The following is a 12,256-nucleotide window of genomic DNA, read 5'->3' as shown; positions in this document are numbered from 1 at the left end:
GCCCCCTCGTCTCCTAGGCAGGGCCTCCCCGTGCCTAGGTCATTTGTAACTCTGACGGGAACGCCTGTAAGGGACTTGTGACGGTACCACCGGCGAGATCGATCAGGCGTGACGCAATGTTTTCCGCCGCCCCAAGCACCGGGACTCTCTCCGCCGCGCGCCGCATGTCCTGGAGAATGTGCGGTTGGTGCATGATTTTCTGCAGAAAAGCTTGCGCTTCTTCTGCATGTTGCGCCCGCACGGCCACTCCGGCTCGGACCGCGTAATCGGCGTTGATTTCCTCCTGGCCAGGAATCGGTTTGAACAGCACCATCGGCAGGCCAATCGCCATCGATTCGGTCAGCGTGAGCCCCCCTGGTTTGGTGACGATGACGTCCGCTGCGGCCATCAATCTGTCGATCTCGCTCGTAAATCCGTACACTCGCACTTTATCGTTCGCGAGCTGCGCAAACCTGCGTTCCAAGCGACGATTTTGACCACACACGATGAGATATTGCAATCCTGAAGTCTGAATAAACGTCTCCCAGTCGGACGTGTCCCCGAGAACGCCGCTCCCACCGCCCATTAAAAGGACAATTGGGATGTCCGGCGACAGACCGAGTTGCAAAATCAGATCTTGGCGGTGACTCCGCAAGAATCCGACCGCGTCGGCACTAAACTTCCGGCGGAGCGGAATGCCAAAGACATCGATTCGCCGTTCGTCCACTCCATAGCGCACCAAGTCCCGCCGAACCTCGTCGGTGGCGACGAAATAGTGGTCGGAGTACTCGTGAAACCACTGCCGATGCGCCGTATAATCCGTCACGATGGACACATTTGGCGCTTGGACGATGCCGTGTCTCCGCAATTCGCCCACGACCCCCATCGGCGTCGGAAAGGTACTCGCGATGACATCTGGCGCAAACAGGTCGATATAATCCTGAATCCGCGTAATGCCAATGTGATTGACGTACCGCTGCAACGGGGAGTCTGGCTCTATCCTCGACATTGACTTGTAAAACAATCCATACAGACCAGGTGCCTTTTGAACGCCCTGGATCAAGCTAAATTTTGCAAATGATCTCAAGGCCGGGTTCAACAGACTCACATAGTCCACAACCTCGGCGGACGCGCCTCTCTCCTTGAGGGCCTCCTGCACTGCGTACGCCGCTTGGTTGTGCCCGGCGCCAAATGACGCCGTTAAGAGCAAAACGCGGTGCAATGGTCTCATCCCCTTGGCAACATTCCACACATAGTATTGTAAACGCCTGAGTGGAACTGGACAACTCGATTTGATTCTGGGTTTCGACAACTTTCCCCACCGGCACAAATAAGCGGAGAAGAAAATGTCCTCTCCGCTTATCCTATTCATTTGCATGTCCTTGTAGCCGTGGTATTAGTTAGTTGTTGTGCCGACCGAACCCCGAAGATTTCCAAACGAGGGCGCGAACGCCTAACTGGATGACGAGAATCACCACAAGCAGTACGAATGCGGCTGCATAGGCGAGGTTGCGCGCAGCTTCGTAGGGCTGGTCGAGATAGTCCCAGACGATGTATGTCAGGTACGGGACCTGTTGGTTCGTCAACTGCCCGGTCGGATTGTGCGTGCTCCAGCCTGCTGTGTACAAGAGCGGAGCGGTTTCCCCTAAGCCAATGGCGACGGCCAACAAAATCCCTGTCGCGATGCCGCCGGCAGCGGGTCGCCAAATGGTTCGGCTAATCGCCTGGAAACGGGTCATTCCTAGTGCCCACGCAGCTTCGCGCTGAGCGTAGGGCACTTGCCGCAAACTGGTCTCCGTCGTCCGGAGAATGTACGGAAGCATCATGATGGTGAGCGCGATGCCGCCGGCGAGCGCGGAAAAACCCCAGTGCCAGTGCAGTACCATCAACAGATAGCCAAAATACCCAATCACGATGGACGGTACGCCGGAGAGTACTTCCGCCAAGAAGCGCACGATGCCCGCCGTGCGCGTGCCAGCGAACTCCGACGTGTAAACCCCGCCTAAAATCCCCAGCGGGGCCGCAAACACGATGGCGATGAGCACCAACTCAAACGTACCGAGAATCGCGTTTTCGAGGCCCCCTGCCACCCCCTGCGTCGGTTGCACTAACATCGACCACCGAAAGGCCCTAACACCGTGCCAAACCACGGACGCGATGAGGTCGAACAGCGCGAACACGACCAGCGCTCCCGCGAGCCAAGCAAAGCCCCAACCGATGTAACCGGACACCTTTCTCCGCGTGCGACGAGCTTGAATCATCCATTCGCACCTACCTTCACCGATCTCCGTCCCGCTCTTCGATTGACGAGAAATCTAGCCAGCAGATTTGTAAACACCGTGATGGCGAGGAGTACCATGGCCATCTCCGACAGGGCATGCACCGCCATTCCAGATGCGTCAGTCTGCGCACTGTCCAACTGGTTGGCGATGAACGCGGCCATCGTGGAAATCGGACTGTAGAGATTGTGCGGCAAGATGTTGATGGCGTTGCCACTGACCATCAAGACGGCCATCGTCTCGCCCATAGCGCGTCCCCAACCAAGTGCGACAGCCCCCACGAGGCCGTCTTTAATGTAGGGCAGGCAAATATAACGAACGGTTTCCCAGGTGGTCATCCCGAGGCCAAGACCTCCTTCGCGAGCCAACAAGGGTACCTGACGAAACAGGTCGCGCGTCGTCGCGGTGATGATGGGGATAATCATGATAGCGAGCACAATACCGCTCGTCAAAAGTCCGTATCCACTGCCAATATCGCCGCCAAAAAACGGAATAAAACCGAAAATTCCCTTGAGGAAGGGACCGAAGTGGTGCGCAATCCACGGTGCCAACACGAGGATTCCCCAGAGTCCAATCACGACACTTGGGATGCCGGCTAGGAGCTCGACGAGAACACTGAGCACAAAGCCGATGGGTCCCCGGACGCGATACGCCAAGATCATGGCTGTCAAAATGGATACCGGAATCGCGATGACCAACGCGAGCAGTGAACTCGCGACGGTGCCGACGATGAACACGAGAGCGCCGTAAGATGCACCAGCCGGTACGCTGACGCCATGCTTGTGAATCATCGCGCCGTACAGGTTACCCATGTCCCACTTGATTGTGCTAAGAAACTGCCAACCCATGTAGTGTACGGTCGGCATCGATTGAACGACGACTATGATGGCTATCGCCAACAAAAACAGCACCGGGCTACTGGCACAGATGCCAGTAGCCAGCTGAAACACTCGGTCCGCTGCTTTGGAGGCGTTTGAAACACGCCGCATAACATTTAGCCTCCATCAGTTGCTAAGGTGGATTATTGACCTGCTTGAATCGAATTGATCTGCGCCTGGCTCAGCGGTTCGACATTGCTTGGCAGTGGCAGGAAGTTGACAGGTGCCAAATACTTCGAGCTGTTCCCCTTGCTCGGGTCGATCGCCCAGTTCAAGAAGTCTTTCATCGCCGTCGCATAGGAGGCGTTCTTCTGTGTCTGTTTCACAATCAGATACTCAAAGTTGATGATTGGATAGGAGTTTGCGCCCGGCTCGTAGATGAGCGAGATGCGCTCGTCCTTCGGCACGTTTTGCGCGCCTTGGCTTGCAGCGGCCTGAATGTCGGCAGCCGTCGGCAGGACGAACTTACCGTCCTTATTTTGCAGCGCCGCGTATCCAAGACCTTGCTGCGTCGCCTTGCTCAGCCAGCTGATGCCCACGTAACCGATGCTGTACTTGTTCTTCGCGAGCGCATCGACGACGCCGTTGTTGCCCTTAGCGCCCACCTCTGAGGAGAGCGACGGCCAGGAGACGGACGTTCCGTACGCGGTCGAGTTCTTCCATGTGGTATTGGTGTCTGTCAGGAACTGCGTGAACAAGAACGTATCGCCGGAGCTATCCGACCGAGTAATCGGGATGATGCCTTGGTGTGGCAGTGTTACTCCCGGGTTCAACGCGCGGATGGCACTATCGTCCCAGAACTTGATCTTGCCTTCGTAAATCTGCGCGATGACGTCGCCCGACAGTTTCAAATGACCTTTAACCCCTGGCAGGTTGTACATGATCTGCTGAGCGGATATCGCCACAGGAATGTTGAGCATGCCAGGTGACTGTTGCATTTGCGCATCTGCGAGATAAGCGTCCGAGGCGCCGATGTCGACCGTGCCCGCGATAGCTTGCGAGATACCCGTGCCGCTGCCGGTGGAAGCGGCCGTCATCTGCACGTTGGAATTTGCGGACTGATACGCCGAGATCCATTGGTCGTTAAAGAGGGGATAGAGAAGTGATGAACCGGATTCCGAAAGGCTGACTGGGCCTGTAGTGCTCGCGTTTCCCGCGCCTGCAGAGGTGCCGTTGGAAGCCGAATTGGACGTGGCATTGGATGATGTATTGTTCGTTCCACAACCGACTACCGCGACGATAGCGGCGAGCGCTGCAACTCCGGCGAACATTTTGCTTGAGTGAAGAGACATTTGATGTTTCCTCCCTGACCCCTTTTTGGTCGTCGTGATTTGTCCTAACGGGGTCAGGATAACAAGGCTATATGAATATCAAATAGATATGGTGTAAAGACTTTGTAAAGGTTCGATGTAAAACGACACAAGTCGCTACACAAAGCATAGACAGGTCACAAATCATCTTTGCTCTGCTCGTCGCGGCCGAGGCCCAATCGCTTGGCCACGGCACCGGTACTCGTCGCCTGAATCAAAATCGTACACAGAATCGCCAAGAATGTGACAGCTAAAATCGTCTGTGCCTGGGGAATCCCCTTCGCCACAGCCGTACCTGCAAGTGCCGCCGGAATGACACCTGTCTCGCGAACCCAGGTCATCAACGCGACCTCGCGCGCATTCCAGCGCGCCATGCCGTCAAACAGCACAGAGCCAAGCACCGTCGCCGGTCGCGCGACAAACATCAGGACGGCCACAATCAGCAATCCGCCCCACAAATGCGCCGCCACGGCGTGGAAATTCACCTGTGTGCCGAGCAGGACGAAGATCAGAATGCGAAAGATCATCGTGAGCACGCTGCCCGTATGCTCGATATGCGACTCGGTCTCGTCGGCAAGGGACCAGCCAAACGACTTTCCGTTCCCCGTGATCACGCCCGCCGCGAAGGCGGCCATGAATCCACTCGCATCAAACCAACTGGCGACGACATACGATCCGACGGCACACACCAGCATGACGATAGACCCGAACTCGTGAAAGACACCCCAAGCCCGCTTCGACACCGTGAACATCGTCGCGAGTCCGAACACCACGCCGACGGCGAGGCCGATTAAGGCGTCGTAGAAGAACTTGAGCACCGCCGGCCCCACCGACAGATGACCACCAGTTTGTACTGCCGTCATCAGCATCAACACCAGGACGGAAGCCGTGGCGTCATTAAACGCGGATTCGGTCTCCATCGTCTGCTGTAGGCGCTCGACGATGGGCACGCGGCGGAATACGGGAATGAGGGTGGCGGGATCGGTCGACGCGACGACGGACGCCAACAACCACGACCAGACCCACGGCGCGTGGAGCAAATAGTGCACGGCGACCCCGACGACGAAGGCACTGATGAGTACGCCTGTCGTGACGAGCAGTGCGATGCTGATGTACACGCGGCGCAGCACGTCAAAGCGCACGGACCGCCCGCCGTCGAACAAGATCACGGTCGCTCCAAGGTAGACGATGAACTGGTTTGCTTGTGATTCACTGGGTGCACTCACCAGGTGTAACACCGCTGGGCCAATGAGAATGCCAAGCACCAAAAAGACGGCGACGTCCGGGACCCGCGGCTTCTCGGACAGCTTGCTCACAATCAACCCCAGGCCGACGACTACAAAGACGACCATCAGCGCCTGTTCCCAGCCGCCCCTAACGTCCAACACATCAGTCCCTCCTGTCCATTTACAAAATGTATCCTTTGCGAAAAGAGGAACGCGGCCCAAGTTCGCCAACCGCGTGCTTACGCGGCGTATGCGGTTACGACGTCAAGAAGTCTGTCAGCACTCGTGTAAAGGGCAGCGGTTCCTCGACGTGCGGAGTGTGCCCCGCATTTGCGATGACCACCTTGTCACAGCGCGGGATCTGCGCGGACATTTCGGACGCGATCCCGGTAAATTTCCGGTCTAGCTCTCCGGTGATGAGCAGCGTCTTCGCCTCGATTTGTTGCAGATGTGGCCACATCGACGGTTGAGCCCCCGTGCCGATGCCCCGCAGACTAGCGGCCAGGCCCTCTACGCGCTGCGATTCGCGAATATCGCGCTGTTGCATAAACCGCTCCTCAGGCAGACGTTTCTGGGACGCAAAGAGAGGCACCTCCTCCCAATCCCGAACGAACGCTACAATCCCCTGGCGCTCCAACTTGGTTGCGAGCGCTTCGTCGGAAGCGCGCCTCGCTCGCCGCTCTTCCTCCGTAGGCAATCCGGGAGACGCGCCTTCGAGAGCAAGTCGATGGACGCGATGTGGATACGCGACGGCGAAGGAGAGGGCGATGCGCCCCCCCATCGAATAGCCGAATACGTGCGCTCGCGAGATCTCGAGTTCGTCCAAAAGGCAGGCTAGGTCAGCCAGCGTCTCCGCCATCGTATAGCGACTCGGCGCCAATGGCGCATCGGTTTGACCGTGGCCGAGCAAGTCCGGGATGACGCAGCGAAACTTTTTCCCAAGGGCGGCCACGACCGGTTGAAAGACCTGGTGGCTGCCCGTAAACCCGTGGAGCATGAGGAGGGGCGTGCCCGTCCCCGCCTCGTAGACCCGGTACTGCACGCCGCGAACCTCCATCGTGCGAAGCGCACCGTCCATCACTCCACCACCGCCTGTACCGCATCCTGGGCGAGGCGCTGCAATTTCCGATACAGTGCCGCACTCTCGGCATTTCCAAACCGAACCTCGATGACCTGAAGCCCCTTTTGCTCCCCGGTTGCCTGGCGCACCGCCCGCGCGAGCTCCTCGGCGTTCCCGACGCGTGTGAACACACCGCCATACGCCTGCGTGATCTCCTGAAAATCGAGTCCGTGCGGCGTCGTGAAGTACTCGAGTGTCTCACTTCGCTGCGCTTGGCTGAGGTGTTGAAAAATCCCGCCGCCGTCGTTGTGAATCAAGAGGACGGTGAGTGGAATTTCAAATCGCCTGGCGGCGAGCAGGCCGTTTAAATCGTGATAAAAGGATACGTCGCCCACGCAGAGAACGGTCGGATGCGACGCGCCTCCCGCCGCGATGCCGAACGCGGTCGAGACAATCCCGTCGATGCCGCTGACCCCTCGGTTGCCAAACACCGCGAGCGGAGGGCGGGAGGGGTTGACGAGTGCGTCGAGATCGCGAATGGGACGGCTATTGCCGATAAACAGTTGCGTGTTTGCCGGCAGCGCATCGACCAACGACCGCATGGCGCTCCCTTCAAACCAATGCTCCTCAGTGAACGCCTCGATTTGTGCGCGCACCACCCCGTCTGCGCGCCGCCACAGCTGCAGATGGTCCTGCCAGCGGGCGCCTTGGTCGAGCGGTTGTGACGCCAGGCGCCGCACGAGCGACAACTCGTCACCCGCGATGACGTCGGTGGCGACAAACGAAGCATCGCGGTACCACTCGGTGTCGTCGACGACGAATACCTGCGTCTGGCCCGGCATGCGCTGGAAAAAGCCCGCTAGCGACTTCGACGTCGGCTGTGCGCCAAAGCGGACGACCACATCCGGCAACGGTGCTCTGTCGCCTGCGGCGAGAAGGAGCATGTCGTAGTGTGCGATTTGCGTAGAGGAAGGAAGCCCATCGAGAAATCTCGCCTGCGACAACACGTCCGCGAACAGAGGAATCCCCTCAGCGTCGCAAAACGCCGCCACCGCCCTCGCCAGCAGAGCGGACGACTGCGGCCCGAGGACGAACAACGGGCGCTCGGCCGAGCGCAACGCGGCGTGTAACCGGTCCGTCGCCGCGGCGGCCGGCTGACCCGCCAGCGGGCGATAGAGCTTGGGGACCGGCACGCGGTGCGAAGCGTCCAGGTCCGCGCGCAGAGGCGGCAGCAGCGGTTCCACGAACGGGTAATTGATATGTACCGGCCCACAGGGCGACGCGAGTGCCACCGCCACGCCGCGGCCCGCCATCGCCGCGGCGTGGCGAGCGATCCCGACTGATCCGTCCGGGACTGGCATCTCGAGGGCCCACTTTACGTGCCCCGCGTACATTCCTGGTTGACGGACCGCCTGATTGGCGCCGACGTCGCGAAGTTGATGCGGCCGGTCGGCCGTGACGACAATCAGTGGCACGCGGGCCTCAAACGCCTCCATGACAGCCGGGTAATAATTGGCCGTAGCCGTGCCCGACGTACAGCAGAGCACGACTGGCGCATTCGTCGATCGCGCCAGTCCCAACGCAAAGAATCCGGCGGACCGCTCGTCCATATGCGTGTACACTTGAACGTCTGGCTGCTCGGCGAATGCCAAAGTGAGCGGCGTATTGCGCGAGCCGGGCGAAATCACCGCTTGCCGCACACCTGCCGCAACCAGTCCATCGACAAACGAATGAACCGGCCACAAATCCCAGTTTGCCATTCCCACATCCCCTTACCCGAGCGCGAGTCGCATCGGTTTCAATTTCATTTCTGTCTCTCGCCATTCCTCGTTTGGGTCCGACGCCGCAACGATGCCGCACCCCGCATACAGCGTCGCACGCGGGTAGGCGACGGCGGCGCTGCGCAAGGCGACGCTGAGGAGGCCACTCCCCGCGGTGTCGACGAATCCAATCGCGCCCGCGTAATATCCGCGCGGCCAGCCCTCGTGCTGGCGAATGAACTGCAGCGCGCCTGCCAGCGGCACGCCTCCGACCGCCGGCGTCGGATGGAGGAGCCGGGCGGCATCAAACAGGTGCATGCCAGGCTGCAGACGCCCGCGAATCGGCGTATACAGGTGTTGAACATTGGCCAATTTCTTGATCACCGGCGCACGAGGCACGGTGATGTCCTCTGCGACGAGCTTGAGCCGGTCCACCACGACTCGTACCACAGCCGCGTGTTCGATGCGGTTCTTTTCGCTGCTAAAGAGTGCGCCTGCGAGCGCCTCGTCAGTCGCGGCGTCTGCGCTGCGGTCGGCCGTGCCTGCTAGGCAATCAACCGCCATCGTGCCGTCGGTGACGCGGACGAGCTGTTCCGGACTCGCCGCGATGAGCCACCTTTGCTCCCACAGCATGGCGAACACATGGCTGCTTCCGTACGCGTCGAGCACGCGTGCAAGCGCCTCGCCGAGTGAAACCTGGACATCGACTGGCGTTTGACGGGCCAACACGACTTTGTGTAAATCTCCGCGTTGGAGTTCACCTACAGCCGTCTCGACGAGTTGCCGCCACGAGCCTTCGTCGTGCACCGCCCCAACCTCTGGCCGCGCCTGCGACGCAGTTGATTTCACTTCGATGTCACTAGGGGATTTCTGAAGCTCCGTGCAGATATCGGCCAACGTCTTGCGAACGGCTGCCGCGTCCCACTGAGCGGGGACCACGACGGTGACGGTCACACAGTCTGAACCCGCTTCTCGCATCAATGTCAAAGTCGGGACAAACCACAATGCGTGTGGCCAGCCCTGTAACGCACCCGCCACCGGCTGCGTCGGGTCAAACGCAAATCCGCCGAACCACGTAATCGCCACTTCCGGGTCGTCCAGTGAGCGGATGGCCGCTTGGATGTCTCCCATGGCGTCAGGCCCCGTCCCGTGCAGCACCTCGGCTGCGCCGAGGCCGAGGGCGACGCGGTTTGAGACGGGATCGGAGGAGAATACGGCCGGGATCGACAATTGCCAGTGCAAGACCCCGGACAGAGGCACGTCTGCAGGCGTCGTGGTGCGGATGATGCGCTTGGTGCCCCAGACGGCCGTGCGCCCGGCTTCGAAGGCCTGTACGACGTCGTCCACCATCTTCTGCCACAATTTCATCACGCTTCCAACCGCTCCTTTAAGGCCCTGCGCAACAGCTTTCCAGAAGCGTTCCTCGGCAGCGCGTCGACAAAGTAAAACGCTTTGGGAACTTTGTATCCGGCGAGGAAGGTCCTGCAATACTGGGTCAGCATCTCCTCCGTCGGACGCTCACCCGCACGCGCGACGACAAATGCTACGGGTACCTGCCCCCAGGTCTCGTCCGGCCTGCCGACGACGGCCGCCTCCCCGATTTGCTCGTGTTGCGCCAAAACCGATTCGACCTCTGCCGGATATACATTTTCCCCACCGGAGACGATGAGATCGGCGCGCCTGTCGAGGACGAATAAATACCCCTCGGTATCGAACACACCGATATCCCCAGTGTAGAACCAACCATCCCGGAACGACTTTTCGTTCGCATCTGGACGATTCCAATAGCCGGCGATCACGGTCGGCCCGGAAACGAGAATTTCACCCTCCACTCCGGCTGCATCGGTTGGCCCAAGTGGTCCGTCGATACACACGCGCATATTCGCGAGCGGTTTGCCGGAACTTCCGATTTTCCGCAGTGCATCGACCGACTGCAGGGTGGTCGCCTGCGTGTTGGTCTCCGTCATGCCGTAACTCTGATTGACGGGCACGCCAAAGGCCAACGCGCGCTCGAGCAGAGACTTTGGTGCGGCGCTTCCGCCCAAGAGCACACAGCGCACGGACGGAGGGTATCCGCCCTGTCGATTCTGCAGCATCCGCTGCAACATGGTGGGCACCACCGAAATCAGCGTAATGCCCCCAGCGTCCAGTGCGTCGTTCACGGCAAGCTCATCAAAGCCGTTGTGAATCACGACCGTCGTGCCATAAATCACACTGCGAATCAACACCGCCATACCGCCCACGTGAAAGAGTGGCATTGGCACGAGCCATTGATCCGCTGGGCTCAGACCTAGCTGTAGCGCAGAGGCCATCGCCCCCCACCAGTGGTTTTGATATGTAATCACGGCCCCTTTTGAGGTGCCCGTGGTTCCAGACGTATAGATGATGGCGTGGGCGCGCGTCAATTGGAGATGCATACGCTCTACGCGCTCGCTCGTGCGCTCCAACAACTCAATCTGCCGCATCCCGAGCGGCGGTTTGAACTCCCGGTTTAAATCTTTTGCCAGTGGCGTGGCGCCCTCGTCAAACAGGAGCAACGCCACCTCAGCGTCGGCAGCCTGCTTCGCCAACTCAAGGGCAGTAAGCCGCCAATTCAAGGGCACGACAATGGCATCGAGCTGCATAAGCGCATGCAACATGAAGGCGTACGTGGAGCCTCGTTTGGCGATGACCGCGACCCTGTCCCCCTGTGATACCCCTAATATCCGCAACGAAGCCGCGTATTCACACGCGGCGTCGTAAAGTTCTCGATATGTCCAAGTTCCCTCCGGCGCAACGATGGCCGGATGGGTTGGATGATGAGTGGCGCGTCCTCGCAGCCAATCGGGAATCGAACGGACGGGTTGCACTTCAAAATCGTGCATTTATCTCACCTCGACTCAGTTCGAAACTACAACTGTTGATTTGCCCACATGTCTGAGACCAATCCGCAAAGGGGGCCCTTAAGGCAGTCGGTCGAACTTCGTGAAATCGGGCTTGCGCTTTTCGAGGAACGCATTTTTGCCTTCCTTGGCTTCCTCGGTCATGTAGTACAACATCGTAGCGTCCCCTGCAAACTGTTGAAGTCCTGCGGCCCCGTCCGTGTCTGCGTTGAATGCCATCTTGAGGAAGCGGATGGCAATCGGGCTCTTCTCGAGAATCTCCTTCGCCCATTTGACGCTCTCTTCTTCCAGGCGATCCACCGGCACAACGGTGTTGACAAGGCCCATGTCCAAGGCCTCCTGCGCGGAGTACTGACGGCAGAGGTACCAGATTTCCTTCGCCTTCTTCTGCCCCACTGTCCGCGCGAGCAGCGATGCACCGTAACCAGCATCAAAACTGCCGACTTTCGGACCGGTTTGGCCAAAGCGCGCATTTTCCCCAGCGATGGTCAAGTCGCACACCAGGTGTAACACGTGCCCGCCGCCAATTGCGTAGCCTGCCACTACGGCGATGACCGGTTTTGGCAACTGACGAATCAGTCGTTGTAAGTCGAGCACGTTTAAGCGCGGTACCGAGTCGCTTCCGACGTATCCGCCGTGACCGCGCACGCGTTGATCTCCACCGGAACAGAACGCCTTGTCCCCCGCGCCGCGGAACAACACCACACCCGTGCTCGCGTCATCCCGGATATGATGAAAAGCGTCAATCATTTCAGCTACAGTCTCTGGCCGAAATGCATTATGTACTTCTGGACGATTGATCGTGACGCGCGCAATGCCTTCCGCACGTTCATAAATAATATCCGTATAATCCTTTACGACTTCCCATTGAAGTGTCACGTG

At 59.2% G+C, this 12,256-nt stretch carries 10 protein-coding genes; all 10 read right to left on the bottom strand.

The features are described 5' to 3' along the window. Positions 1-34 precede the first annotated feature (34 nt). Positions 35-1,201, bottom strand: coding sequence for an MGDG synthase family glycosyltransferase (locus NZD89_RS11760; RefSeq protein ID WP_268007894.1), 1,167 nt, complete (start codon positions 1,199-1,201; stop codon positions 35-37). Positions 1,202-1,379: 178 nt separating this feature from the next. Continuing rightward, on the bottom strand, positions 1,380-2,240 hold the full coding sequence (gene pstA, locus NZD89_RS11755) for a phosphate ABC transporter permease PstA (RefSeq protein WP_268007893.1): 861 nt from the start codon (positions 2,238-2,240) through the stop codon (positions 1,380-1,382). Further along, positions 2,237-3,247 carry a phosphate ABC transporter permease subunit PstC gene (pstC, locus tag NZD89_RS11750; protein ID WP_268007892.1) on the bottom strand — a complete coding sequence of 337 codons (1,011 nt, stop codon included), beginning with the start codon at positions 3,245-3,247 and terminating at the stop codon, positions 2,237-2,239. Before pstC ends, pstA begins: the two co-directional genes overlap by 4 nt. A 32-nt stretch (positions 3,248-3,279) precedes the next feature. Continuing rightward, complete coding sequence (pstS, locus tag NZD89_RS11745; protein WP_268007891.1) at positions 3,280-4,428, bottom strand: phosphate ABC transporter substrate-binding protein PstS; 1,149 nt, start codon at positions 4,426-4,428, stop codon at positions 3,280-3,282. A gap of 155 nt (positions 4,429-4,583) precedes the next feature. Beyond that, positions 4,584-5,834: a cation:proton antiporter gene (locus NZD89_RS11740; protein ID WP_268007890.1), complete on the bottom strand. Its 1,251-nt coding sequence runs from the start codon at positions 5,832-5,834 to the stop codon at positions 4,584-4,586. Between the two features lie 94 nt (positions 5,835-5,928). Beyond that, positions 5,929-6,750 (bottom strand): 2-succinyl-6-hydroxy-2,4-cyclohexadiene-1-carboxylate synthase, encoded by an 822-nt coding sequence (gene menH / locus NZD89_RS11735; RefSeq protein ID WP_268008472.1) that lies wholly within the window; start codon positions 6,748-6,750, stop codon positions 5,929-5,931. Then, positions 6,750-8,492: a 2-succinyl-5-enolpyruvyl-6-hydroxy-3-cyclohexene-1-carboxylic-acid synthase gene (gene menD, locus NZD89_RS11730; RefSeq protein WP_268007889.1), complete on the bottom strand. Its 1,743-nt coding sequence runs from the start codon at positions 8,490-8,492 to the stop codon at positions 6,750-6,752. The genes menH and menD overlap by 1 nt, the downstream gene beginning before the upstream one ends. Before the next feature lie 12 nt (positions 8,493-8,504). Beyond that, a complete protein-coding gene (locus tag NZD89_RS11725) occupies positions 8,505-9,860 on the bottom strand; it encodes an isochorismate synthase (RefSeq protein WP_268008471.1) in 1,356 nt (451 codons plus the stop codon). Next, positions 9,860-11,356 carry an o-succinylbenzoate--CoA ligase gene (gene menE / locus NZD89_RS11720; protein ID WP_268007888.1) on the bottom strand — a complete coding sequence of 499 codons (1,497 nt, stop codon included), beginning with the start codon at positions 11,354-11,356 and terminating at the stop codon, positions 9,860-9,862. Before menE ends, NZD89_RS11725 begins: the two co-directional genes overlap by 1 nt. Positions 11,357-11,434: 78 nt before the next feature. After that, positions 11,435-12,253 (bottom strand): 1,4-dihydroxy-2-naphthoyl-CoA synthase, encoded by an 819-nt coding sequence (gene menB / locus NZD89_RS11715; RefSeq protein ID WP_431308603.1) that lies wholly within the window; start codon positions 12,251-12,253, stop codon positions 11,435-11,437. Positions 12,254-12,256: the final 3 nt, after the last annotated feature.

Origin of the sequence: Alicyclobacillus fastidiosus (genome assembly GCF_026651875.1) — a bacterium.
GTDB lineage: Bacteria > Bacillota > Bacilli > Alicyclobacillales > Alicyclobacillaceae > Alicyclobacillus > Alicyclobacillus fastidiosus.
This window is presented reverse-complemented; position numbering and strand designations above follow the sequence as displayed.

Bases quoted from the DNA above. Each gene is read 5' to 3' on its own strand.
- pstC (WP_268007892.1), bottom strand. From the start codon at position 3,247: ATGCGGCGTGTTTCAAACGCCTCCAAAGCAGCGGACCGAGTGTTTCAG.
- menH (WP_268008472.1), bottom strand. From the start codon at position 6,750: ATGGACGGTGCGCTTCGCACGATGGAGGTTCGCGGCGTGCAGTACCGG.
- pstS (WP_268007891.1), bottom strand. From the start codon at position 4,428: ATGTCTCTTCACTCAAGCAAAATGTTCGCCGGAGTTGCAGCGCTCGCC.
- pstA (WP_268007893.1), bottom strand. From the start codon at position 2,240: ATGATTCAAGCTCGTCGCACGCGGAGAAAGGTGTCCGGTTACATCGGT.
- menE (WP_268007888.1), bottom strand. From the start codon at position 11,356: ATGCACGATTTTGAAGTGCAACCCGTCCGTTCGATTCCCGATTGGCTG.
- menD (WP_268007889.1), bottom strand. From the start codon at position 8,492: ATGGCAAACTGGGATTTGTGGCCGGTTCATTCGTTTGTCGATGGACTG.
- NZD89_RS11725 (WP_268008471.1), bottom strand. From the start codon at position 9,860: ATGAAATTGTGGCAGAAGATGGTGGACGACGTCGTACAGGCCTTCGAA.